Here is a 23,405-nt window from a genome sequence, read left to right as displayed (position 1 = left end):
GGGCGTAAGCAGACGGGCATGGTAGTTGTTTCGCATTTCCTGAAATGGATCTACACGGCCAGGGTTTCGGAGCGCGCCGCCGCCGCTCATGCGCTGGCCCGAGCCTATGTCAATTGCGAATTGCCGTTCGAGGATCGCTGCGCCGCCGAGGCCGCGCTGACGCTGCTGCTCGACGACGCCTCGTCGAAAGTGCGGCTGGCGATGGCGGAAGCGTTCTCGATGAGCCATCACGCACCGTTGCAGATCATCAGTGCGCTTGCCGCCGACCAGCCGGAGGTCGCCGGGGTCGTGCTGGCGCGCTCGCCGCTGCTCACCGACGCCGACCTGATCAACCGCGTGGCGGCGAGCCAGAAGGCAACGCAGAAGCTGATCGCCGACCGGCCTTCCGTCTCGATGGCGCTTTCGGCGGCCATCGCCGAGGTCGGCGAGGCGGAGGCATGCGCCGTGCTTTTGGCCAATAGCGGCGCCGACATCGCGTCACTCAGCTTCAGGCGCATGGCGCAACGCCACGGGCATCTGCCTCTGGTGCGCGAGGCGCTGATATCGGATATCAGGCTGCCTGCCGATTGCCGGCATATGCTGCTCGTCAAGCTCGGCGAGACATTGAAGACATCGCCGCTGGTCATGGCATTGATGGGAGCCGCGCGTGCCGACCGGGTCATGCGCGATGCTTGCGTCAAGGCCTCGGTGACGCTGATCGAGGGCACGCGCCAAGAAGAGCACGCGGCGCTGATCGAGCATCTCAGGCTGCGCGGCGATCTGACCGCGAGCTTCCTGATCCGCACCATCGCGCACGGCAAGGTCGATTTCTTCGGCTCGGCGCTGGTGGCGCTCAGCCAGCAGTCCGAACCACGGGTGAGGGCGCTGCTGGCCGGCGGGCACGACGTGGCCCTGCAGGCGCTGTTCCGCAGTGCCGGCATGGCTGCCGCCACGCATGCCGTCATCCTGCGCGCCCTGAAGATCTGGCGCGAGGTCGCCAACGGCAAGCGCGTCGCCGGCGTGCAGGAAGTCAGTTGGCTGATGCTCAAGGAATTAGGCGGGCAATCCGCCGAAGGCGACCTTGCCGCATTGGTCAAATCGATCCACCTAGACGCCCTGCGTGAGAACGCACGCGGCCATGCACTGGCGATCGCCGCTGCCTAGGTTTTCTCCCTCGCGAAGAAATCCGGGAAATCTTCCATCGCCGCGGCGATGATGCGCAGGGACGCCGCGATCTGCAGCATGTCGCCGGTGGCGTTTCGCTGGGCGATGCCTGCCGCATACTGCCGGGCGACGGCAATGGTCGCTGTTTGCGGATCCCCAGGGGCTCGGAAAAGCAGCTCGCGCGCCAGTCCCCTCAGGAAGGTGGCGATTGAAAGCGTCGTTTCCGATGGGAGGGCATGGTTTTGGCTGGCCGTGCGCAGCCGCAGGATTTCCAGGCCGACCGTGACGGAAGCGACGCCGCCGCCCAGCACCGCCTCGCCCTTCCTGCCGGAATTCTGCACCAGCGGCATCAACTGATTGACCCGGTCGTAAGCGAGGCTCTCGAAGGCTGAGCGCCTCGGCACGCGCTCATGCAGGCAAAGCCGCGCCAGATCCTCCCGCATGGCCCGCACGATGCGGTCGGCCGCGAGCCATGGATCGGCCGGCAATACCACGATGAAGACGCCGATGGCCAAGAGGATGCCGACCAGGATCGATGCCGAGCCGGCGAAGAAGGGGCCGGGATCGTAGGTCATCGCCTGATGTGGGCTGAGAAAGGCCAGAAAATTGATGGCGAAAGCGGTCGCCACGCCGACATAGCGCGGATTGGCCATGGCGAGTGCCGCCGGCACCATGATGGGCACGACGAACAGCATGAACCAGCCGAAGCCGGGCAGAGCGGGGAGCGCAACCTGGCCGACGAGAAAGGCAAAAGGCAAAGCGAGCAGCGTTCCCTTGAAGAACCCCCAGGATACCTGCACGGGGTCGGGGCGAGCGGCAAACAGGCTCGACACGACGGCAACGAGGATGACGGTGCCGGCCGCCTCCGACCACTTCGTCGTCAGCCAGAAAGCCGCCACCAGCAGCGTGGCAACGGCCGCGCGGATGGCGTTGCGCGCTGCACCGGGATAATCGCGATGCACCACCAGGGCCGGCTGCTGGCTGCCGGGACCTGGACGGCGCGTGACCGGCGCGCGCAAGGCGTCGAGGCCACGCAGCACCTGTTTCAGCGCCTCGGCGAAATCGGCCGCTATGGTAAGGCGGGTAATGGTGCCGACCCTGTCCTCACCCGGCTCTATCGAGGCGTCGGGCATTTGCCTGGCCCTGATCGAGATCGCGTCGAGCCGCGCCACCCAGGATGAGGTATCGTCCAGCGCTCCCGGCTTGGCTGCCAGTTCGCTGACAAGGGCCTGCAGTTCCGAGCGCACCGGGATGAGGGCGGCGTTTTTGGGAGCGGCATGCGAATAGAGCGCGCGCGCCGCCGAAAGTGCCGAAAGCAGTTGTCCGATAGTGCGCCGCACCGGATGCGCGCGCGGCGCGAAGCTCGGCGCTTCGAGCCTGGCATAGGCGCGCATCTCGCCAAGCGTCTGGGTATCGGCGACAAGCTTCCGGTGCAGGCCGATCAGCGTTGCCCGGTCGCCGCCTGAAAACGCACCGCCGGCATAGGTGGCGAGGTCGAGAATGCAGCGTTTCAGCCGCGAGACGATGGCGTCGCTGGCCAGTTTTGGCAGGATCAGCCGGCTGGTGAGGCCGGCGCAGACGATGCCGAGCACGATCTCGGCACAACGCGCGACCGCGAGGTCTACGACCAGATGCGGTTGTCCGAAAGCGGGCAGGCCGATGATCATTGCGGTGTAGCCTGCAAGAGCCGCGCCATAGGCTTCGGGATTGCGCAGCAGCGACGAGACGAAGGTGCAAATGCCAATCCAGATAGCAAGCACCGTCACCAGAATCCACGGGCCGGTGCCGAATGCCGTGGTGATGCCGATTGCCGCGACACCGCCGGCCAGCGTGCCGAGCAGGCGGTAGAAGCCTTTCGCCAGCACCATGCCGGCAACCGGCTGGGCGACGATGAACACCGTCATCATCGCCCATTGCGGATGGTCGAGCTTCAGCGCGTAAGCGGCCAGCAATGCGATCATGCCGGCCGAAACGGTGCGCAGCGCGAAAATCCAGTCCGAGCGTGTCGGTTGCGTCAGCCCGGCCAGGCTCGTCTCGAAATAGGTTTTCAGCCGCGCCCAGGTCACATGCTGGTCTCCATGTCAGGAACGCAAGCTAAACGCGCCAGCGGCTAGATATCCAGCACTTCCGTCTCGGCGAACTCGGCGCGTTCCTGGATGAAGCGGAAGCGGGCTTCGGGTTTGGTGCCCATCAGCTCGTCGACCCTGTCCTTGGTGGCGGAATCGATTTCGTTCACATCGACCCTGAGCAAGGTGCGCTTCCTTGGATCCATGGTGGTTTCCTTGAGCTGCGCGGCCATCATTTCGCCCAGGCCCTTGAAGCGGCCAAGCTCGACCTTGCCGCGCCCGGTGAATTCGGTGCGCAGAAGCTCGTCCTTGTGGGCGTCGTCGCGGGCATAGGCGACCTTGCCGCCTTGCCTGATCGAGTAAAGCGGCGGCACCGCCAGATAGAGATGGCCGCCGCGCACCAGCGCCGGCATCTCCTGGTAGAAGAAGGTGATCAGCAGCGAAGCGATGTGTGCGCCGTCGACGTCGGCGTCGGTCATGATGATGACGCGGTCGTAGCGCAAATCCTCGTCACGGTATTTTGACCGCGTGCCGCAGCCGAGCGCCTGGATCAGGTCCGATATCTGCTGGTTGGCGGCCAGCTTGTCATTGCCGGCGCTGGCGACGTTGAGGATTTTTCCGCGCAGCGGCAAGACGGCCTGGCTGGCACGATCGCGCGCCTGCTTGGCCGAGCCGCCGGCGGAATCGCCTTCGACGATGAAGAGTTCGGCACCCGCCGCCGCGTTCTGCGTGCAGTCGGCGAGCTTGCCCGGCAAGCGCAGCTTGCGCACCGCGCTCTTGCGCGACACTTCCTTTTCCTGGCGGCGGCGCACCCGTTCGTCGGCGCGCGCGATCACCCAGTCGAGCAGCTTCGAGGCTTCCTGCGGATTGTCGGCCAGCCAATGGTCGAACGGGTCGCGGATCGCGGTCTCGACGATGCGTATCGCTTCGATCGTCGCCAGCCTGTCCTTGGTCTGGCCGACGAATTCCGGCTCGCGGATGAACACCGACAGCATGCCGGCGGCCGAAATCATGACGTCTTCCGAGGTGACGATCGAGGCGCGCTTGTTGCCGACGAGGTCGGCATAGGCGCGCAGACCGCGCGTCAGCACGTTTCGGAAGCCGGCTTCGTGGGTGCCGCCTTCACCGGTCGGGATGGTGTTGCAGTAGGAATTGATGAAGCCGTCGCCACCGAACCAGGTGACCGCCCATTCGAGCGAGCCATGGCCGCCTTGCTTGTCGCTCTTGCCGGCGAAGATTTCGCGCGTCACCTGGAAATCGTCGCCGAGCGACGCCTTCAGATAATCCTTGAGGCCGCCTGGGAAATGGAATTCCGCCTTGGCCGGTGTCTGATCCTTTTCCTTGATGAGGGAGGGATCGCAGGTCCAGCGGATCTCGACGCCGCCAAACAGGTACGCCTTCGAACGCGTCATGCGGTAGAGACGCGCCGGCTCGAAGGCCGCGCCCTTGCCGAAAATCTGCTCGTCGGGATGGAAGCGGATTTTTGTGCCGCGCCGGTTGTGGACTTCGCCGAGCTGCTCCAGTCCGGTCACCGGGACGCCGCGCGAAAAGCGCTGGCGATAGAGCTGGCGCCCACGTGCCACCTCGACCTCAAGATGATCCGACAGGGCGTTGACGACGGAGACGCCAACGCCGTGCAGGCCGCCTGATGTCTCGTAGACCTTGGAGTCGAACTTGCCGCCCGAATGCAGCGTCGTCATGATGACTTCGAGCGCCGGCTTCTTGAATTTTGGGTGCATGTCGACCGGAATGCCGCGGCCATTGTCGGTAACCGTGAGATGGCCGTCGGCGGAGAGTTCGACATCGATGAAGGTGGCGTGGCCGGCAACCGCTTCGTCCATCGAATTGTCGATGACCTCGGCGAACAGATGGTGCATCGCCTTGTCGTCGGTGCCGCCAATATACATGCCTGGCCGGCGGCGCACCGGCTCAAGGCCCTCAAGCACCTCGATGTCGGCGGCGCTGTAGCCCTCGCTGCCATCCTTGGTTGCGGCTGGACGCCTGGCGGCCGCCTGTACCAGCGGATCCGCCGGGCGCGCCGGCGTGCGAACCGGCTGCGGCTGTTTTTCCAGATTGCCGAAAAGATCGTTGTTGTCGTCCATGCCTGCCATAGAGTCCAAGCTGCGAATCACCCCGTCGATACTGCCACGCTTTTCAGCGCCAAGCGACGGAGGTTCCTGTTACGTTCGGGGATTTAACTGCTCTTACCCTAAAACCATTCGATAACCAAGCGGGCGGAAATAGGTCAAATGCCGCCGCGCAATATTCCTGATTCTTTAACAATGCCGCCTAGCCTGAGCCCAACATAACAAGAAACGACGGGCATCAGGGGTTTTCGGCGTGAGGGGCAAGGCCATAACGATGATCGGCATCGCCGCCGTTTTCGGCGCGATCTCGATCTTTGCCGCGGATTTCTGGGTCAAGAGCCAAGCGAAGGCCGATGCCCAGGAGAAAACGGCCTCGATCGCCGCTCCGGCCGCGCCCAGGATCGAGTTCAAGACCATCGTGGTGGCGAACGCGCCGTTGCGCTACGGCATGGAGCTCGACCGCGCCAAGCTCAGCGAAATCCCGTGGCCGCAGGATTCCCTTCCGCAGGGCGCCTTTGCCACCATCAATGGATTGCTCGGCGAAGGCGGCCGGGTCGCGCTGTCGCCGATCGAGATCAACGAGCCGGTGCTGCTTACCAAGCTGTCGGGACCGAACGGCCGCGCAACGCTGTCCAACATGCTGACGCCCGGAATGCGGGCGGTCACCATCCGCACCGACGAGATCGCCGGCGTCGGTGGCTTCGTGACGCCGGGCGACCGGGTCGATGTCGTGCTGACGCGCGATGCCGGCGAAATCCAGGAAGTCGCCAAGAACGCGCAAGGGGCTGCCGGTTCGACCATCACCTCGGAGATCGTCGTTGCCGACGCCAAGGTGCTCAGCGTCGGGCAGGGCGCCGACGAGCGCCAGACGACGCCGCAGGTGGCCAATTCCGTGACCCTCGAGGTGACGAGCGACGGCGCGCAGAAAGTGGCGCTTGCCCGCACCGTCGGAACGCTGTCGCTGTCGCTTCGCTCCGCCAGCGAAGGCGGCGATGGCAAGAACGGCGTCACCACCATCTCTTCCTTCGGCGGATCCGTCGCTTCCAAGACGCAGGCCGTGGCCGGCTCCTTGTTCGATGCCATAGCGAAGGAGCCGGAGAAGCCGAAATTCAAGACGATCATCGTGACGCGCGGCACGCAGGCCGAGGAATATCAGGTTCCAACGCGGGACCAGAAGTAAAGACCGGTGGGGACCGGGCGGGACGGGACAATGTTGATGCGTACCCTATATCGAATGACGGCTCGGTCGCGCTTGGTGCGCGCCCTGGCGATGGCGTTTACCCTGGCTGCGAGCGGCGTGCTTGCCTTGCCCGGAGCGGCGAAGGCGGACAACGACATCGTCTATGTCTCGTCGACCAAGAATGCGTCGATCAAGGTTGCCAAGGGCAAGCCCAAGACGATCATGACGAGCGCGGCCTTCTACCAGATCGTCATCGGTGATCCGGAGATCGCCAACGTCAACCCGCTGACCGACAAATCCTTCTATGTGCTGGGCAACAATCTCGGCACCACCGGCATTGCGCTGTTCGACCAGAACAAGCAGCTCGTCGGCACCGTGGACATCGAGGTGACGCTCGACACCGACCAATTGGCGAACACTATCCGTGCCAGTGTGCCGGACGCCAAGATCAAGGTCGGCTCGGCCAACGGCCGTGTCGTGCTGTCGGGTGAGGCGGATGACGCGGTTGCAGCGGATAAGGCAAGCAAGATCGCCAGCCGCTTTTCCGGCAATGAGGAAGTGATCAACTCGGTCAATATCTCTTCGTCGCAGCAGGTTCAGCTCAATGTCCGGTTCGTCGAGATCAACCGCCAGGCAGGGCAGGACCTGGGCGCGAAATACAGCGCCAATTTCGCCTACGGCTTCGGCGGTCGCGACATTTCACTGGATCCGGGCACGGTCCCAGCGGCGGGGACCGGCGAGATCATCGGCCGACTGCTGTCGAACGGCGTCTCGATCGACATTGCCATCAAGGCGCTGGAAGAGCGCGGCCTTGCCCGTCGGCTGGCTGAGCCGAACCTGATCGCGCGTTCAGGGGAGACAGCGAGCTTCCTGGCCGGCGGCGAATTTCCGATCCCGGTTTCGGAGGACAACGGCAAGATTTCGGTCAGCTACAAGAAATATGGCGTTAGCCTGGATTTCAAGCCGACCGTACTCAAGGACGGGCTGGTCAGCCTCGACATCGCGCCGGAAGTCTCCTCGATCGATGCGTCGGCGTCCTACAATATCGGCAACATTTCCGTGCCCGGCTTCATCGTGCGCCGCGCCAAGACCTCGGTCGACCTGAAGAACGGCCAGAGCTTCATGATCGCCGGGCTTTTGCAGTCCCAGAACGACATCACCACGTCTCGCATTCCCGGCCTTGGCAAGATGCCGGTGCTTGGAGCGCTGTTTTCGTCGAAATCCTATCAGCGGCGCGAGACCGACCTGGTCATCATCGTCACGCCCTACCTGGTCAAGCCGGTCGATCCGTCGAAGAAAATGGTTGAGCCGACCGATGGCACGCAGCCAGCCAGCAATGTCGACTATTTCCTCAACAACACCGAGGAGGTGAAGGCGCCGGATACGGGCCGCGCGCTGGCGCTGGCCGACGGCAGTGCCGCACGGGCCGCTCCTGCCACCAAAGTCGGTCATTTCCTCGACCTGCCGAAGGACTGAGCCATGCGTCTGATCCTGAGATCGTGCATCGCCCTGCTTCTTGCCGGTCTGGCAAGCGGCTGCACCAGCGACGACTATGTGCGCAGCGAGGGGGTGACGTCCGGCGCCGGCGAGGCGCAGGCCGCCAACACCGTCATGCAGATGGTCGACCCGTGGAAGTACGGCGTCCAGAACACGAGACTTCTCGTGCCTGCCAAGCGTGGCAGTGCCGGACCCGTCACGCCCGATCAGGCGGCCGGTGCCAAGGCAGCGCAAACGACCACCGACAACTGATCCAGACGGCGATCGACCTCACAGGCGGCGAGAATGGCAAACAGCACCAAGAAAATCCTGCTCGTGTCGACAGACCGGGCCTTCGCGCAGGACACGAAGACGGCCTTTGCCGCCTCCGAGATCATCCAGCTCATGACGGTGGAGAAGAACGTTACCGAGCTGCGCGGCGAGGTCCAGGAGGCCGAGTTCGGCGTCGTCATCGTCGACATGGATGCAGCGAAACTCGAGGAGATCGAGTCCCTGCAGCGCGTCATGCGCCGGCTCGAGGGCAAGGCACCGGTGGTCGTGGTCACCCAGGAGTTCAACGCCGCGGCCGTGCGCATCCTGGTGCAGCTCAAGGTCGCCGATTTCCTGGTCAAGCCAATCACCACGGCCGATCTGGTGCGTTCGGTCGTGCGGGCTCTACAGGGGCCCGGGCGCGAGGAAAACACCGAGTCGCAGATCTATACCTTCATGCCCGCCGCCGGCGGCGTCGGCACCACGACGTTGGCACTGCAGACCGCGTTCCAGCTGCATCATTCGGTGACGCGCGGCGCCTCGACCTGCGTGGTCGACCTCAATTTCCAGCAAGGTGCCTGCGCCGAATATCTCGATCTCGAGCCGCGTTTCGACATCACCGAAATCGAGAACCAGCCTGAGCGCCTCGACCGGCAACTGCTCGATGTGATGCTGTCCAAGCACGCCAGCGGACTGTGTGTGCTGGCGGCGCCGACGCATCCGTCCGAAATGCGCTCATTCAAGACCGATGTCGTGGTGCGCATGCTGGACCTCGTTTCGGCCTATTTCGACAATGTCGTCATCGACATGCCGCGCACCTGGTTTCCGTGGACGGAAACTGTGCTGCTCGGTTCCAACAAGCTTTACATCGTTGCCGAAATGACGGTGCCGTGCCTGCGCCATACGCAGCGGCTGATCCAGGCCGTCTACGAGACCGCCGGCAAGGAAGTGAAGCCGAACGTGATCGTCAACCGTTTCGAGCAGAAGATGTTCGACAACGGCATCAAGCAGGCGGACGTCCAGGAAATCCTTGGCGAGCATTTTGTCGGCGGGATCGCCAACAACTACCGGCTGGTGCGCGAGGCGGTCGACCGCGGCGTGCCGCTGCACGAGATCGATCCCAATGCCAATGTCGTCAACGACCTGAAGAAGATCATCCTTCCGGAAGAGGCGGTGGCAACCGCGGGCAAGTCGAAGTCGCTGTTCGGCTTCGGCAGGGGCCTCTTGAAAAGGAAAGCTGGATGACCAGCCGTTTTTCCACCCTGCAGAATCGTGACGCGCGTCCGCGCCCGGCTGAATCGACGCCGGTCGCGCATCATGCAGTCGTCATCCCGACCAGCCGGAAGGCTTTGCCGGCGAAGGCGGAGGCGGCGCCGGCAAAGAATGCCAACAAGGTGCTCGATGCCCGCGTGCGCATCCACCGGATGCTGCTCGAGGAGATCAATCTCGTCGCGCTGGAGCGCTTGCCCAAGGAGGAGATGCGCCGGCAAGTGCATGATTTCGTATCGGAAAAGACCCGCCAGGAGCGGATGGCGATCAACACCGCCGAACTCGACGCGCTGGTTGACGACATCGTCGACGAGATGGTCGGCCTCGGCCCGCTCGAGCCGCTGCTCAAGGATCCCGATATCAACGATATCCTGATCAACGGCCATCAGAACTGCTTCGTCGAAAAGAAGGGCAAGCTGCAGCAGGTCCATATCCCGTTCAAGGACGAGGCGCATCTGCTCAGAATCGTCAACAAGATCGTGGCCGCCGTCGGCCGCCGCGTCGATGAATCGCAACCGATGGTCGACGCTCGCATGCTGGACGGCTCGCGGTTCAACGCAGCCATCCGCCCGGTGGCCGTCGACGGCCCGCTGGTGTCGATCCGCAAGTTCTCCAAGAACAAGCTTGGCCTGCACAGGCTCGTCGAATTCGGCGCCATCACACAGAACATGGCCGAAGTGCTGGCCGCGGCCGTCCACGCCCGCAAGACGACGATCATTTCGGGCGGCACCGGCACAGGCAAGACGACGATGCTCAACGCGCTGTCGGCGTTCATTCCCGAAGACGAGCGACTGATCACCATCGAGGACGCGGCGGAACTTCAATTGCAGCAGCCGCATGTCGCACGCATGGAGACGCGTCCCGCCAACATCGAAGGCCATGGCGAGCTCAAACAGCGCGACCTGGTCAAGAACGCGCTGCGCATGCGTCCCGACCGCGTCATCCTCGGCGAGTGCCGCGGCGAGGAAGCCTTCGACATGCTGCAGGCCATGAACACCGGCCACGAAGGCTCGATGGCGACCATCCACGCCAATACGCCGCGCGACTGCATTTCGCGCCTCGAGCAGATGCTGGGCATGACCGGCATGCCGATGACGGTGCAGTCGATCCGCAGCCAGATCGCCAGCGCCATCGACATCATCGTCCAGCTGACCCGACTTTCCGACGGCAAGCGCAAGGTGACGAGCGTCGCCGAGGTGACCGGCATGGAAGGCGATGTCATCCAGATGCAGGAGATCTTCCGCTTCGTGCGCACCGGCATGGAGGCCGATGGCAAGATCCTTGGCTACTACGAGGCGACCGGCATTCGGCCGCGTTTCCTGGAAGACCTGCGCGCCATGGGCATCGACTTTCCCGGACGTTATTTCGAACCCGGCCGGCCGCAGGAGTAGCCGGCGTGTTCGACGGGTTCAGCGCGATATACGTCGTCTATGCCGGAGCCGCACTGACCGGCATCATGGTGGCCGAGGCGATCTACCTGCTCTATGCCGGACGCAGCGACAAGCGCACCGCAATCAACCGGCGCATGAAACTGCAGGAAAACAAGATCAGCCAGGAGCAGGTGCTGATCCAGCTGCGCAAGGAGCGCGGTCTCGACGCGGGAACGTCGCTGTTTTCTCCCGACCGGTTCCGTGCCCTGCGCACGCAGTCGGGCATGGTGATGCCGCTTTCGAAATTCCTGACGATCACCTGCGGTGTGGCGACGGCCGTTGCCCTGGCCGCGATCTGGCGCGGGCTGCCGCTGCTGATGGGGCTCATCCTGTTCGTCGTGCTGGTGCCGTTGCTGCCGGTCATGGCGATGCGCTCCATGCGCAAGCGCCGGCTGAAGCGTTTCGGCATGCAACTGCCGGAAGCGCTGGAGCTGATCACGCGCGGCCTCAAGGCCGGTCATCCGGTGCCGGTGGCCATCGCCATGGTGTCGCGCGAGATGCCCGATCCGATCGGCACGGAATTCGGCGTCATTGCCGACGAAGTCACTTATGGTTCCGACCTGGTCACGGCGCTGAATGCACTGTTCGACCGGGTCGGCCACGAGGATCTGCCGCTGTTCATCACCGCCGTGTCGATCCAGACCAGTTCGGGCGGCAATCTGCGCGAGATCCTTGATGGGTTGTCGACGACGATCCGCGAACGCGGCAAGCTGCGACGCAAGGTGCGCGCCATTTCGACGGAAGGCCGCCTCTCGGCCTACATTTTGACGGCCGTACCGGCGCTGCTGTTCACCGCCATCATGGCCATGATGCCGGGATATTACAGCGACGTCTGGGGCGTGCCGAAGACATGGTACATGATCGGCGGCTCGGTCAGCTGGCTGATGCTGGGCAATCTGATCATGTTCAAAATGTCGAATTTCAAGTTCTGACATGCAAAGCGTCATTGAATTCCTCGCTTCCCTCGCGCCGACCTCGCTGATGCCGGTGGCCGTCCTCCTGCTTGCCGCGGGAGCGGCCGCTGTCGCCTGGCCGATGCTGGTGGCGAAGGGCGACCGCAACGACGTCAAGCGCCGGCTCAAGGTCGACCAGGGTCCCGTGGCCGCCAGGCCCGAACCTGTGCAGAAGAAGAATAGCGGCGTCGTGCGCGAGCAAGCGGTGAAGAGGGCGCAGGAATTCTATGCCAAGAGCGACCCGGAAAATGTCGCTCGGCTGCGCCTGAAGCTCATCCAGGCGGGCTACATGGAGCCGCGCGCCGTCGGCATGTTCTTCCTCATCCGGTTCACGGCAATGATCGGCACGACGTTCGCGGTCTTCGTGCTCAACCGGTGGATGGCCAGTCCCGACGCGACCATGACCAGCCGGTGGACCTTCATCATCCTGTCGGGGGCCGCAGGCTATTTTTTGCCGGGCCTGGTGCTGACCCAGAAGGTGCGCGAGAAGATGCGCGAATACCGCAACGGCTTCCCCGATTTCATGGACCTGATGATCGTCTGTTCGGACGCCGGCATGAGCATGGAAGCCGGCGTCGAGCGCGTTTCGAAAGAACTCGCCAAGAGCTATCCGTCGCTCAGCCAGAACCTGCAGCTCGTGTGCTTGGAACTTCGGGCGGGGCGCAGCTTGGACGACGCGCTGAAGGCGCTCGCCGATCGCCTCAGCCTGGACGAGGTACGCTCCTTCGCCACGCTCCTGCAGCAGTCGAAGGAACTCGGCACCAGCCTGTCGGGCGCGCTCAGGGTGTTTTCAGACGAAATGCGCCACAAGCGCATGTCGCTGGCCGAGGAGAAGGCCCATGCCTTGCCGGCCAAGATGTCCGTGCCGGTCGTGGTCTGCATCCTGCCGGTGGTGCTGATGATCGCGGTCATTCCCATCATCGTCAAAATGACGGCCCATTAGCTCTACTTTGGAGTGAGATGGCACGCCCGGTGGTTAATGATCGGTATTCCGGAAACTGAAAGTTAGCTGCATTTCGGCACCGAAGCTTAATCGCTGTCTTGTAGTCTCTTTCCCGAAGAACGACCCGGCAAATCGGGCGACGGGGCAGGGCATGCGTCAGATAAAATTTGCGGCGATGGCCATGATGGCAGCCGTCCTAATGATCAGCGGGTGTACGACGAACAATAACGTCGACACGACCAAGACCACTGCGATCAAGCCTGCAGGGAAGGATGTCGCCACATCCGACCTGGCGGAAGGCAAGGCACAGTTTCGCGATGCCAATTATGGTCTTGCCGAAGCGCATTTCCGCAAGGCCGTCGAGCTGAAGGCCGACAATGCCGAGGCCTGGATGGGGCTTGCGGCTTCCTATGACGAACTTGGCCGCTTCGACTTCGCCGACCGCGCCTACGGCCAGCTCCTGAAGGTTGCCGGCCGCAAGCCGCAGATCGTCAACAATATGGGTTATTCGCAGTTGTTGCGCGGCAACAAGAAGAAGGCCCGGGCGCTGCTGCTCGAGGCGAAGGCCGGCATGAACGATCCCACCGTTGTCGACGCCAACCTCGCCTTGCTGAACAAGGGCTGATGCCGGTTGATGGTCGCCCCGTCAAGGGGTGCGATTTTGGTACAGGTGGCATCGACGCTTTGTAAACCCTATCCGCAGCTTGGGTCGAGAGATCGCCCGAAAACCATGTCCGAGGGCTGCCGCTGACCTAGAATGCGGCGCAACCGCCGACGCTCGAGAGGCCTCCGCCTGATATGCTGGATTTCAGTTCGCTCCTGCTCGCAGCCGCGCTGTCGGGTACCTGTCTAGCCGCTACCATGGTTGCGATCTGGCTCACGGCGCCGCGGGCGGGCTTCGTGCTGACAGTGGCGTGCGGCATTATCGTGCTCGTCGCGCATGTGATCCTGTTCTGGCGCTATACCAGGGAGCCCGATCCGCTGCTTTGCCAGATCGCGCTGGCGCTACTCAGCCTGGGTTTTCTCATCATCTGCATTTCGGCCATGCAGTATCTCGGCGTGCGCGAGCACAGGCGTGCGATCGCGCCGACATTTGCCGCCATGGCTGTCTGCGCGGCCGTGACCTTCATGGGCCTTGACGGGGTCGGCTTCGTGATCACCTACGCGACGGTTACCGCGCTGCTCTCGACGATCGGGGCCATGTTCTGGATCAATGGCAGTCACGATCGCCGTATTCTCCTGGTGGTATCGGTCCTGAGCGGCACCTGTGCGCTGTCGTTTGCCCTTTGCGGCGTGGTTCTGATGGCCAAAGGCCAGTGGACGCTCGGCGTCGCGCCCGACAATTGGGCCGAACGCCTTAACTCGGTCGTGGCGGTGGCCTGTATGACAGGCCTTGGCGCGTTGACGCTTTCGCTCCACCATCTGCAGGCGCAGATCGAGCTCAAGGCCGAGACCATGACCGACCCGTTGACCGGACTGATGAACCGTCGGGGGCTAGCGTCGCTTTATGGCGAGCGCACCTTCGGCCCGTTCATGGCGATCGTCATGTTCGATCTCGATCATTTCAAGCGGACGAACGACATCTATGGACACCCGGTCGGGGACCAGGTCCTGTGCCGCTTCGCCGCCGTCATCAGGAGATATGCCAGAACCGGGGTCGACGCCTTTCGCCTGGGCGGCGAGGAGTTCGCAATCGTCATGTCGCGCGTGACGGAAGAGCGGGCCTATGACCTCGCCAGCAAGATCGGCGTCGCTTTCGGCACGGAAGTCGTGCCCACCGCGCTCGGGCCCTTGCGCAGCACGGTCAGCGGCGGGATTGGCTTCGGCGAGGCCGACGGCAGCACCCTCGATGAGGTGCTGGCCAGGGCCGACGCCACGCTCTATGCCGCCAAGCGTGCGGGGCGAAATTGCGTCATCGGCCGCAAAAAGACGGGCAGGGCCGACGCGGTCGAGCCGGCCTTGCGTTCCGCGTAGCTATTCGGCCGCGCCCAGGTAATCCGACAGCGGCGGGCAGGAGCAGACCAGATTACGGTCGCCGGCGACATTGTCGATGCGCGACACCGGCGGCCAGTACTTCGTCGCCGTGTCGGCATCGCCGGCGGGATAGGCCGCCTCCAGACGCGAATACGGATGGGTCCATTGACCGGCCAGCGCCTCGGCCGATGTGTGCGGTGCGTTGACCAGCGGATTGTCGGCCAAGGGCCATTCGCCTTTGGCCACTTTCGCCGCTTCGTCGGCAATGGCGATCATGGCCTCGCAGAAGCGATCCAACTCGCGCTTGGGTTCGGACTCGGTCGGCTCCACCATCAGCGTGCCGGCGACCGGAAACGACATCGTCGGCGCGTGGAAACCGTAGTCGATCAGGCGCTTGGCGATGTCCTCGACACCGATGCCGGCGCTCTCCTTGAGCACGCGGGTGTCGAGGATGCATTCGTGGGCGACGCGATCGCTCCTGCCCTTGTAAAGTAGCGGGAAATGCGGGGCGAGCCGCGTCGCCACATAGTTGGCCGAAACGATCGCTGTCTCGGTCGCCTGCTTCAGGCCGGAAGCGCCCATCATGCGGATGTACATCCAGGTGATCGGCAGGATGGAAGCGCTGCCGAAGGGAGCGGCGGCCACGGCATGAGCCGAGCCTTCGCTGACATGGCCGGGCAGATAGGGCTTCAGATGCGCCCCGACACCGATCGGACCGACACCCGGGCCACCGCCGCCATGCGGGATGCAGAAGGTCTTGTGCAGGTTCATGTGACAGACGTCGGCGCCGATGTCGCCTGGCCGGGCGAGGCCGACCAGCGCGTTGAGGTTGGCGCCATCGAAATAGACCTGGCCGCCATGCTCGTGGATGAGGGCGCAGAGGTGGCGCGCGCCTTCCTCGTAAACGCCATGGGTGGAGGGATAGGTGAACATCAGCGCCGCGAGATTCTTGGAATGCTCGTTGGCCTTGGCGCGCATATCGTCCATGTCGATGTTGCCGTCTTCCAGGCAGCGCACGACGACGACGCTCATGCCGGCCATCGCGGCACTCGCCGGATTGGTGCCATGCGCGGAAGACGGGATCAGGCAGACGGTACGATGGCCCTCGCCGCGCGAGCGGTGATAGGCGCGAATGGCGAGCAGCCCGGCATATTCGCCCTGGCTGCCGGCATTGGGCTGCAAGGTCACGGCGTCGAAACCGGTGATCTCCGACAGCCAGCCTTCCAGTTCGCCGATCATGGCGCGGTAGCCGGCCGAATGGCTTGCCGGCGCGAAGGGATGCAAATTGGCGATGCTTGGCCAACTCACCGGCATCATTTCCGCCGCGGCGTTGAGCTTCATGGTGCAGGAGCCCAGCGGGATCATGGCGCGGTCGAGCGCCAGGTCCTTGTCGGCCAACCGGCGCAGAAAGCGCATCATCTCGGTTTCCGACTTGTTCTCGTGAAAGACCGGCTGGGTCAAAAACTCCTTGCCACGCGGCTTGCCGGGCACCGTGCTGTCGGCGGAAGCGGCAGCCTTGGCATCGAACAAGGCCGCGATCGCGTCGAGATCGGTGTCGGTCGAGGTCTCGTCGAAACTGATGCCGACATGGTCGGCATCGAGCACACGCAGCAGCCGGCCGGTCTTTTCGGCGGCGACCGCGATCTGGGCCGCCTTGCCGTTGGTCTCCACCGTCACCGTGTCGAAGCGGCTGGAGCCGAGCACCGATACGCCCGCCGCCTCGAGGCCGCTTGCCAAGCGGTTGGCCAGCGCGTGTATGCGCCCGGCGATCGCCTGCAGGCCGACCGGGCCGTGCCAGATGGCGTAGGCGGTGGCCATGTTGGCAAGCAGGGCCTGTGCGGTGCAGATATTGGACGTCGCCTTGTCGCGGCGGATATGCTGCTCGCGCGTCTGCAGGGCGAGGCGGTAGCCGGGGCGGCCCTTGCTGTCGGTCGACTGACCGACCAGGCGACCGGGCATCAGCCGCGTCAGCTTGTCGGAGACCGCGCAATAGGCCGCATGCGGGCCGCCAAAGCCCATCGGCACGCCAAAGCGCTGCATCGGGCCGACCGCGATGTCGGCGCCGAGTTTCGCCGGCGCGTCGGTCAGCGTCAGACCAAGCGGGTCGGCGATGAAGACGACAATGGCGCCAGTGGCGCGCGCTTTTTCGATCGCCGCCTTGTGGTCGCCATAGACGCCGAAGGTGTCCGGCCAGGAGACGAGCAGGGCGGCGGTGTTGTCGTCGATCGTTTCGCCGTCGATCTCGATGCCGAGCGGCTCGGCGCGGGTGCGAACGACGTCCAGCGTCTGCGGGTGCGGCGTGCCCGCAAGCGCCACCTTGGTGCGCTTGTCGCGGTGGTGGCGCAGCGCAATGCCGACCGCTTCGGCGACGGCGGTCGCCTCGTCGAGCAGTGAAGCCGATGCCACCGGCAGGCCGGTCAGTTCGGTGACCAGCGTCTGGAAGTTGAACAGCATTTCGAGCCGGCCCTGGCTGATCTCGGCCTGATAGGGCGTGTAGGCGGTGTACCAGGCCGGATTCTCGAACAGATTGCGCTGGATGACCGGCGGCACGTGGACGCCGTGGTAACCGGCGCCGATAAAGCTTTTCAGCACCGTATTCCTCGCCATGGTCACCGACAATTCGGCGAGAGCTTCGGCTTCGCTGGCCGGCGCGGGGAGGTCCAGCGGCTGGTCGAGGCGGATCGATCTCGGCACGGCCTGGCTGATCAGTGTCTCGACCGAGGGAACACCGATGACGGTGAGCATGGCTCTGACGTCGGTAAGGCCGGGTCCAATGTGGCGGGCCGAGAAGGGGTAGGGAGCAGCGGTCATGTCGATAAGTTCCCGATGTCAGGCGATATGGGCTTTGTAGGCGGCCTCATCCATGAGGCTGGCGAGCTGACTTTCGTCGGCGAGCTTCATCTTCCACAGCCATCCGGCCCCGATTGCCGCCGAGTTGACCAGCGAGGGGTCGGACGACAGCGTGCCATTGGCTTCGGTGATCTCGCCATCGACCGGCGCATAAACGTCCGAGGCTGCCTTGACGGATTCGACCACGACGGCGGTGTCGCCCTTGGCGAGCTTCTTTCCCGTTTCCGGCAGTTCCACGAAGACGAGGTCGCCGAGCTGCTCCTGCGCGTAGTCGGTGATGCCGACGGTGGCGATGCCGCCCTCAACGCTGAGCCACTCGTGATCCGATGTGAAATAGGTTGTTGCCATGGAATTCATCCTTTGCGGTAGCGATGAGGGGTGAAGGGCAGAGAACTGACATCGACTGGGATCTTCGTGCCGCGCACGTCGGCGAAAATCCGCGTTCCGGGCTTTGCCAGCGGCGTGGAGACATAACCCATGGCGACCGGATGGCCGGCGGAAGGGCCGAAGCCGCCCGATGTGACATGGCCGGCAGGATTGCCGTCGGTTTCGAACAGCGCGGCACCGGCGCGCACCGGCTGGCGACCCTCCGGTTTCAGCCCGACGCGCTTCTGCGCCGGACCACGTTCCACGGCGGCGCGCAAGGCGTCGGCGCCAATGAAGGTGCCGGAGGCACGGATTTCTTTCGGGATCGCCCACATCAGCGCCGCCGCGGCCGGGTCGGTCTCGGGCGTGATGTCCTGGCCGTGCAGGCAGAGGCCGGCCTCCAGCCGCAGGCTGTCGCGCGCGGCAAGGCCGATCCAAAGCACGCGTTCATCCTCCAGCAGCTTGGTGACAAGGTCACGCGCATCGGCTTCCGGCAGGCCGATCTCGAAACCGTCCTCGCCGGTGTAGCCGGACCGGCTCATGAAACAGTTTTTTCGCGGCTCGACCCCATGCATGAACAGCAGCGAGCCGGTCTCGATGCCGGCGCGGGAGAGTGCAGCCCAGGCTTCGGGACCCTGGATCGCCAGGAAGACGCGGTCGAGCGGCTCGACCTTCACCTCGAAATCGGTCGCCAGGGCGCGCAAATGCTTTTCGTCGGCGACGGCATTGCCGGCATTGGCGACCACCATGAACCTGGTGTCGCCGAGCCGGGTGACGATCAGGTCGTCGAGAATGCCGCCTGCTTCGTTCAGGAAAAAGGATAGCTTTGACTGCGAGATTTCGAGCGCGCCGGCGTCCAGCGGGCAGGCGCGGTTCAACAGCGCAACCGCTTCCGGGCCACTGACCTCGAACAGTTTCATATGCGAGATGTCGAACAACCCCGCATGCTCGCGGGTGTGAAGATGCTCTTTCATGACGCCGGCCGGATAGGTCAGCGGCATCGACCAGCCGGCAAAGGCGCCGAAGCGCGCTCCGGCAGCCGCATGAATATCTTCGAGGGGAAGGTGTTTGTCGTCGTCGCCCGTCATGTCGCCTCCAGAGTCGCACGCAATCGGCCGCTGATGGCGACCAGTCCGTGCCCCTCTGTCTGAAGCCTGAGAGACTCGCGCAGCCGGAACTCTGTCAGCGGCGCTTACACCTTCGGCGCGGGGGCAAGCCCCGACTTTCCAGAGTGTCTTTCCCGTCCACGGTTCTTTTGCCTGAGAGATTTCGGGCGATTTCCCCTTCGGCGGCAGCTCTCGCTGCTCTCTCCCGCAAACAGGTAGGACTCAGAACCCTGAGCCCTCGACGCGCCATCCATAGCCCGTCGACGACACCTTGTCACCTCCCAGCGACATTGTTCTGACAAGTCTTCGCTAACCACGCCGTTTGCCGGTTTTTCAAGACACTCCTGATAAAGCTGACCGATGTGACGCGTTGGGGCGGACGGGGACGACAGATGGGCGAGTTGATCATGAGTGCTCCGGTGGCGGGGCTGACTTCGAAGAACCGCATTGCTTCAGAGGACGTCGTGATGCTGCGCCGCGACGTGTTCGCCGACGGCGTGGTGAGCCGGGGCGAAGCCGAGGCCTTGTTCGCGCTCAACCAGACGGCGCGGGACAAATGCGCGGAATGGGCGCCGTTCTTCGTCGAGGCGGTCACCGACTACATCGTTCATCAGGAAAAGCCCTTGGGCTACATTTCGGGGGAGAATGCCGACTGGCTGGTCCGCACGATTTCGCGCGACGGCATGGTCGACAGCCGGACCGAACTCGAATTGCTGGTCCATGTGCTGGAAGAGGCGAAATCCTCGCCGAGCCGGCTTTGCGTCTACGCGCTGGAGCAGGTCGCCCACGCCGTCGTCGACGGTAAGGGACCGCTGATGCTCGGCGGGGCGCTGGTGCCCGGACTGATCGCCGGGGCCGAAGTCGAGCTTTTGCGCCGCATCCTCCATGCCCATGGTGGCGACGGCAACATCGCCATCACCCAGGCCGAGGCCGAGGTGCTGTTCAGGATCAACGAGCGGACCGCCCAGGCGAATAACGATCCATCGTGGAACGACCTGTTCGTCAAGGCGATCGCCAATTTCGTCATGTGCTCGGCCGGTTATGAGGCGCCCACCCGCGAGGTGGCGCTGCGCCAGGAGACTTTCCTCGATCATGCCGATCCGGAAATCGGCGGCTTCTTCAGCCGCATGATCTCCGGTGGTCTTGCCGGTGTCATCGAGGCCTACCGCTCTCCTGACGACATAGAGACCGAATGGGAGGCCAAGAACAGGGCCGCCGAGGCGCTGGCCCGCCGTGCCGAGACGATCGATGCCTGTGAGGCAAAGTGGCTGGTCGGACATATCGGGGTGAACCGGCCTCTTTACGAGAATGAGCGTACGCTGCTGACCCTGATCAAGCATGCCTCGCCGGAAATTCATCCGGCGCTGAAGCCGTTGCTTGACAAGGTTGCCTAAGCCCCGCCGTCCGCTGCTATCGTTTTGCAAAGAATGATATCGGAATGGCCTTCGGGCCATCCCGAGAATTCGGCCATACGCTCGAAGCCAGCCTTTTCATAGAGATCTGGTGCCTGGAAGTCGTGGCTGGAGACCCAGATTTTCCTGACACCGCGATCGGCGGCCTCCGCAATAAAGGCGTCGAGCAACTGCCTTGCGTAGCCGCGACCTCGGTGAGCCTCGTCTATCCACATCAAGGTCAGTTCGGACGTGCCCGCCCAGGAATAGCCGGCGGCTACTCCGACCGCGTGTCCCGCACCATCGCGGATGACAAAGGTCAGCCCTCGGTCATCATCGCGGTCGATCATACGTCGGTTATCGCGGTTGAGACGATCCTCGAGCGAACTCAATTCCACGGGGGACAAGTCGTGCTCGGCCCGTATGCGAGGGACCGTCAAATCCCGCCATACCAGTCATAGCCGTTGTCTTCCCAATAGCCGCCCCGGCCGCCGCCGATAGTGGCGAAGCCGTCGACCAGTTCGATCTTGTAGAGATATTTCGGCATTTTGTAGCCGAGCTGGCGCTCGACCCGGACACGCAGCGGCGCGCCGTTCTCGACCGGCAGCGGCTTGCCGTTCAGGCCGTAGGCAAGGATCGTTTGCGGATGGCGGGCATCGATGAGGTCGATCGTGCCGTAATATTTGATGTCGCCTGACAGGCTGCGGTCGATCGTGTCGAGGCAATGGAACATGACATAGCGCGCCTGTGGCTTGACCACCGCCTGGTCGAGCAGCAGCGCCAGCGGCGTGCCGGTCCATTTGGCGATGCAGCTCCAGCCTTCGACGCAGTCGTGGCGGGTGATCTGGGTGCGGCTCGGCATGTTCATGAGCTGCTGGCGGGTGAGTGACAGCGGCTTTTCCACGAGGCCTGACACCTCCAGGCGCCAATCGGCGAAGTTGTTGGCGAGCAGGGCCTTGTAAGCGTCGTCGTCCGGCGCGGTCACGCCGTTCGGCCGCATTGGCTGACGGATGTCAGCCTCGGTGAATTCGGGCGCCAGCGAATTGCCGCCGCCGAGCAACCGTTGTGCCTTGTGGGTCAGGCCATTGGCGTTTTCGAGGAAACTGCGCAGGCCGCTGCCGATGTTGAGCTGGCTGTCGAAGGCGTCGCAGCCCGACAGCATGATGCCGGACGCGCCGAGGCCGGCGGCGGTGAGGAACTTTCGGCGGCTTATCTCAAATTTCGCCATCTCAGGCACTCCTCTCGGACGTTTTGTCGTCATGCACGGGAGGATCAGTGCGGTACCAGCCGGTAATGATCGAGCGCAGTTCGTTGATCGGGCCGGCGGCGAGGATCATCAGGATGTGAATGACGAAGAAGGCGACCAGCAGCAGCATGACGGTGAAATGGATGGTGCGTGCCGTCTGCCGGCCACCCGTCAATTCATTGAGGAAGGGCAGCACCGAATTCATGCTCGGCGACATTGCAAGGCCGGTGATGATCATCAGTGGCAAGAGCACGAACAGCACGCCGCCATAGGCCATCTTCTGCAGCGTGTTGTATTCGCGCGTGTGGTGGAATTTCAGCCTGGCGTGGTTGGCGATGTCCCGGGGCAAGCGTTTGAGGTCATCCAGGCGAGGCGCCAGATCGCGGCGGATGTGGCCGTTGATCAGGCTGGCGACGAGCCAGACGATCAAGGTCGTCGTCAATATCCAGGCGAAGAAGAAATGGATCACGCGGGCGGTGCCGAGGTCATAGTAGGACGGGATCGTCGCCCAGGACGGGAAACCGCGCGCCGTCTCGTTACCGGTCGGGCCCGACCAGCCAAGGACGCCTGTCGTGTCGAAGCGGTGGCCGAAGATTTCGGTGTAGCCGCGCGGCCCGGCATTGGTGTTTTCGGCGCCTATGGCGAAAATGGTGTTGTTGTAGTCGAAGCCGGATTGCTTGCCGATGTAGAGCTGCGGCCGGGCATTGAAGATCTGCAGGCCGGACAGCAGCATGAAAAACAACGAGATGGCCCAGAGCCAGTGTGTCAGCCGCGTCCAGCGCGACTGCCGGTAGATCAATGTTTTCTCTTTTGACGCGGGGGCGCCCGGTCCAATTTCGGATTGGCTTCTGGCAACCGATTCCATGTTGTCTGGTCTCCCGGCCTTGCGGCTTGTCCTAAGCGTTCATTGTCCTCTTGATACGTCGCGATCCAAACCGATGTTTCATGCGATCACGGATTTATTACGGACCGCCCAGGCTGACGGCGAGATTGACGGCGGCGGCGACGATGACCGTGTTGAAGAAGAACGACAGGACCGAGTGGACAAGCACGACGCAGCGCATGTGCGTCGTCGAGATGTTGGTGTCGGCGGTCTGCGCCGTCATGCCGATGACGGTCGAGAAATAGAGGAAATCCCAGCCTTCGGGGCGTTTGTCGCCCGGGAACAGCAGGCCGCCGACGGGAATCTTCTTATTGGTGCCGGCGTCGACCGCGTCGCCGTCCATCCAGTAGACATGGGCATAGTGGAGCGCAGCCATGGCATGGATGGTGAACCAGCCGAGCGGGATCGACAGCAGTGCGAAGCCGAGTTCGATCGGGTGATCCCCATCCTTGCGATTGATCAGCAGGAACAGGGAGACAAGGGCAACGCCGACGACAACGAGCGTGACCGCGAAGATCACCAGCACCGGCTGATCGGTGGCGCGTGCATTCTTGCTCAGGTACTTGCCGGTGAATTTGGGCATCTGGCTGACGACAAGAAGGACGTAAGCGGCAAAAAATATGTTGGCGCCGATCGAATAGGCGAGTGGGGCGTGCAGCAGCAGCGCCACAAGCAGCGCAAACGCACCGATACAGGCCGACACCGCGAACAGCATGTGGCGCTGCATCGGTTTCTCGATCGGGGTTTCGGCGGCCATGGCGGTCTCCACCTG

General features: G+C 63.6%; 20 protein-coding genes and 1 riboswitch. Of the genes, 11 read left to right on the top strand and 9 right to left on the bottom strand.

Annotation, left to right across the window (positions count from 1 at the left end):
* Positions 1-18 precede the first annotated feature (18 nt).
* Positions 19-1,143, top strand: a complete 1,125-nt coding sequence (locus tag FJ527_RS04330; RefSeq protein WP_140821879.1) for a DUF2336 domain-containing protein — start codon at positions 19-21, stop codon at positions 1,141-1,143.
* Here the strand turns inward: FJ527_RS04330 and FJ527_RS04325 are convergent.
* Together FJ527_RS04325 and parE are read right to left on the bottom strand one after the other, a co-directional pair.
* Positions 1,140-3,209 carry an FUSC family protein gene (locus FJ527_RS04325; protein ID WP_140821877.1) on the bottom strand — a complete coding sequence of 690 codons (2,070 nt, stop codon included), beginning with the start codon at positions 3,207-3,209 and terminating at the stop codon, positions 1,140-1,142. The genes FJ527_RS04330 and FJ527_RS04325 overlap by 4 nt on opposite strands.
* Positions 3,210-3,253: 44 nt before the next feature.
* On the bottom strand, positions 3,254-5,311 hold the full coding sequence (parE, locus tag FJ527_RS04320) for a DNA topoisomerase IV subunit B (RefSeq protein ID WP_023770024.1): 2,058 nt from the start codon (positions 5,309-5,311) through the stop codon (positions 3,254-3,256).
* 238 nt (positions 5,312-5,549) lie between these two features.
* Here parE and cpaB point away from each other — a divergent pair, with 238 nt between their 5' ends.
* From cpaB to FJ527_RS04275, 9 genes are all read left to right on the top strand, one after another.
* Entirely contained in the window at positions 5,550-6,476 is a 927-nt protein-coding gene (gene cpaB / locus FJ527_RS04315; protein ID WP_246677680.1) for a Flp pilus assembly protein CpaB, read from the top strand.
* 30 nt (positions 6,477-6,506) lie between these two features.
* A complete protein-coding gene (locus FJ527_RS04310; RefSeq protein ID WP_140821875.1) occupies positions 6,507-7,952 on the top strand; it encodes a type II and III secretion system protein family protein in 1,446 nt (481 codons plus the stop codon).
* A 3-nt stretch (positions 7,953-7,955) separates the two neighbouring features.
* Positions 7,956-8,225 (top strand): hypothetical protein, encoded by a 270-nt coding sequence (locus tag FJ527_RS04305; RefSeq protein ID WP_140821873.1) that lies wholly within the window; start codon positions 7,956-7,958, stop codon positions 8,223-8,225.
* Positions 8,226-8,258: 33 nt separating this feature from the next.
* On the top strand, positions 8,259-9,467 hold the full coding sequence (locus FJ527_RS04300) for a response regulator (RefSeq protein WP_140791003.1): 1,209 nt from the start codon (positions 8,259-8,261) through the stop codon (positions 9,465-9,467).
* Entirely contained in the window at positions 9,464-10,882 is a 1,419-nt protein-coding gene (locus tag FJ527_RS04295; protein WP_140661161.1) for a CpaF family protein, read from the top strand. The genes FJ527_RS04300 and FJ527_RS04295 overlap by 4 nt, the downstream gene beginning before the upstream one ends.
* A 5-nt stretch (positions 10,883-10,887) precedes the next feature.
* Entirely contained in the window at positions 10,888-11,853 is a 966-nt protein-coding gene (locus FJ527_RS04290; protein WP_140616157.1) for a type II secretion system F family protein, read from the top strand.
* 1 nt (position 11,854) lies between these two features.
* Complete coding sequence (locus FJ527_RS04285) at positions 11,855-12,817, top strand: type II secretion system F family protein (RefSeq protein ID WP_140616159.1); 963 nt, start codon at positions 11,855-11,857, stop codon at positions 12,815-12,817.
* Between the two features lie 151 nt (positions 12,818-12,968).
* Positions 12,969-13,442, top strand: coding sequence for a tetratricopeptide repeat protein (locus tag FJ527_RS04280; RefSeq protein WP_140821871.1), 474 nt, complete (start codon positions 12,969-12,971; stop codon positions 13,440-13,442).
* A gap of 173 nt (positions 13,443-13,615) precedes the next feature.
* Positions 13,616-14,791, top strand: a complete 1,176-nt coding sequence (locus tag FJ527_RS04275) for a GGDEF domain-containing protein (protein ID WP_140661164.1) — start codon at positions 13,616-13,618, stop codon at positions 14,789-14,791.
* Here the strand turns inward: FJ527_RS04275 and gcvP are convergent, their stop codons facing one another.
* Genes gcvP through gcvT form a run of 3 tightly spaced genes read right to left on the bottom strand, consistent with a single transcriptional unit; the run spans position 14,792 to position 19,095 of the window.
* Complete coding sequence (gene gcvP, locus FJ527_RS04270; RefSeq protein ID WP_140821869.1) at positions 14,792-17,602, bottom strand: aminomethyl-transferring glycine dehydrogenase; 2,811 nt, start codon at positions 17,600-17,602, stop codon at positions 14,792-14,794.
* A gap of 18 nt (positions 17,603-17,620) precedes the next feature.
* Entirely contained in the window at positions 17,621-17,989 is a 369-nt protein-coding gene (gcvH, locus tag FJ527_RS04265; RefSeq protein WP_140821867.1) for a glycine cleavage system protein GcvH, read from the bottom strand.
* A gap of 5 nt (positions 17,990-17,994) precedes the next feature.
* A complete protein-coding gene (gcvT, locus tag FJ527_RS04260; RefSeq protein ID WP_140821865.1) occupies positions 17,995-19,095 on the bottom strand; it encodes a glycine cleavage system aminomethyltransferase GcvT in 1,101 nt (366 codons plus the stop codon).
* Positions 19,096-19,244: 149 nt separating this feature from the next.
* A riboswitch (glycine riboswitch) is annotated at positions 19,245-19,331 on the bottom strand.
* A gap of 174 nt (positions 19,332-19,505) precedes the next feature.
* Here gcvT and FJ527_RS04255 point away from each other — a divergent pair.
* The gene (locus FJ527_RS04255; protein ID WP_140821863.1) at positions 19,506-20,507 is read left to right on the top strand and encodes a hypothetical protein; all 1,002 of its coding nucleotides are present in this window, start codon (positions 19,506-19,508) and stop codon (positions 20,505-20,507) included.
* Here the strand turns inward: FJ527_RS04255 and FJ527_RS04250 are convergent.
* The 4 genes from FJ527_RS04250 to FJ527_RS04235 form a co-directional block, all read right to left on the bottom strand.
* A complete protein-coding gene (locus tag FJ527_RS04250; protein WP_140821861.1) occupies positions 20,504-20,902 on the bottom strand; it encodes a GNAT family N-acetyltransferase in 399 nt (132 codons plus the stop codon). The genes FJ527_RS04255 and FJ527_RS04250 overlap by 4 nt on opposite strands.
* 38 nt (positions 20,903-20,940) lie before the next feature.
* Complete coding sequence (locus tag FJ527_RS04245; RefSeq protein WP_140821859.1) at positions 20,941-21,732, bottom strand: molybdopterin-binding protein; 792 nt, start codon at positions 21,730-21,732, stop codon at positions 20,941-20,943.
* Position 21,733: 1 nt separating this feature from the next.
* The gene (locus tag FJ527_RS04240) at positions 21,734-22,615 is read right to left on the bottom strand and encodes a cytochrome b/b6 domain-containing protein (protein WP_140821857.1); all 882 of its coding nucleotides are present in this window, start codon (positions 22,613-22,615) and stop codon (positions 21,734-21,736) included.
* Positions 22,616-22,712: 97 nt separating this feature from the next.
* Positions 22,713-23,390 (bottom strand): DUF1345 domain-containing protein, encoded by a 678-nt coding sequence (locus tag FJ527_RS04235; RefSeq protein ID WP_140723599.1) that lies wholly within the window; start codon positions 23,388-23,390, stop codon positions 22,713-22,715.
* Positions 23,391-23,405 lie beyond the last annotated feature (15 nt).

The sequence above is a fragment of the Mesorhizobium sp. B2-4-18 genome (assembly GCF_006441385.1).
Lineage (GTDB): Bacteria > Pseudomonadota > Alphaproteobacteria > Rhizobiales > Rhizobiaceae > Mesorhizobium > Mesorhizobium australicum.
This window is presented reverse-complemented; position numbering and strand designations above follow the sequence as displayed.

Excerpts from the sequence above, each read along its gene's own strand:
- FJ527_RS04300 (WP_140791003.1), top strand. The coding sequence starts at position 8,259 with ATGGCAAACAGCACCAAGAAAATCCTGCTCGTGTCGACAGACCGGGCC.
- FJ527_RS04295 (WP_140661161.1), top strand. The coding sequence starts at position 9,464 with ATGACCAGCCGTTTTTCCACCCTGCAGAATCGTGACGCGCGTCCGCGC.
- gcvT (WP_140821865.1), bottom strand. The coding sequence starts at position 19,095 with ATGACGGGCGACGACGACAAACACCTTCCCCTCGAAGATATTCATGCG.
- FJ527_RS04330 (WP_140821879.1), top strand. The coding sequence starts at position 19 with ATGGTAGTTGTTTCGCATTTCCTGAAATGGATCTACACGGCCAGGGTT.
- gcvH (WP_140821867.1), bottom strand. The coding sequence starts at position 17,989 with ATGGCAACAACCTATTTCACATCGGATCACGAGTGGCTCAGCGTTGAG.
- FJ527_RS04245 (WP_140821859.1), bottom strand. The coding sequence starts at position 21,732 with ATGGCGAAATTTGAGATAAGCCGCCGAAAGTTCCTCACCGCCGCCGGC.
- FJ527_RS04305 (WP_140821873.1), top strand. The coding sequence starts at position 7,956 with ATGCGTCTGATCCTGAGATCGTGCATCGCCCTGCTTCTTGCCGGTCTG.
- FJ527_RS04280 (WP_140821871.1), top strand. The coding sequence starts at position 12,969 with ATGCGTCAGATAAAATTTGCGGCGATGGCCATGATGGCAGCCGTCCTA.
- FJ527_RS04255 (WP_140821863.1), top strand. The coding sequence starts at position 19,506 with ATGGGCGAGTTGATCATGAGTGCTCCGGTGGCGGGGCTGACTTCGAAG.
- FJ527_RS04275 (WP_140661164.1), top strand. The coding sequence starts at position 13,616 with ATGCTGGATTTCAGTTCGCTCCTGCTCGCAGCCGCGCTGTCGGGTACC.
- FJ527_RS04285 (WP_140616159.1), top strand. The coding sequence starts at position 11,855 with ATGCAAAGCGTCATTGAATTCCTCGCTTCCCTCGCGCCGACCTCGCTG.
- parE (WP_023770024.1), bottom strand. The coding sequence starts at position 5,311 with ATGGACGACAACAACGATCTTTTCGGCAATCTGGAAAAACAGCCGCAG.
- FJ527_RS04235 (WP_140723599.1), bottom strand. The coding sequence starts at position 23,390 with ATGGCCGCCGAAACCCCGATCGAGAAACCGATGCAGCGCCACATGCTG.
- FJ527_RS04310 (WP_140821875.1), top strand. The coding sequence starts at position 6,507 with ATGTTGATGCGTACCCTATATCGAATGACGGCTCGGTCGCGCTTGGTG.
- FJ527_RS04240 (WP_140821857.1), bottom strand. The coding sequence starts at position 22,615 with ATGGAATCGGTTGCCAGAAGCCAATCCGAAATTGGACCGGGCGCCCCC.
- gcvP (WP_140821869.1), bottom strand. The coding sequence starts at position 17,602 with ATGACCGCTGCTCCCTACCCCTTCTCGGCCCGCCACATTGGACCCGGC.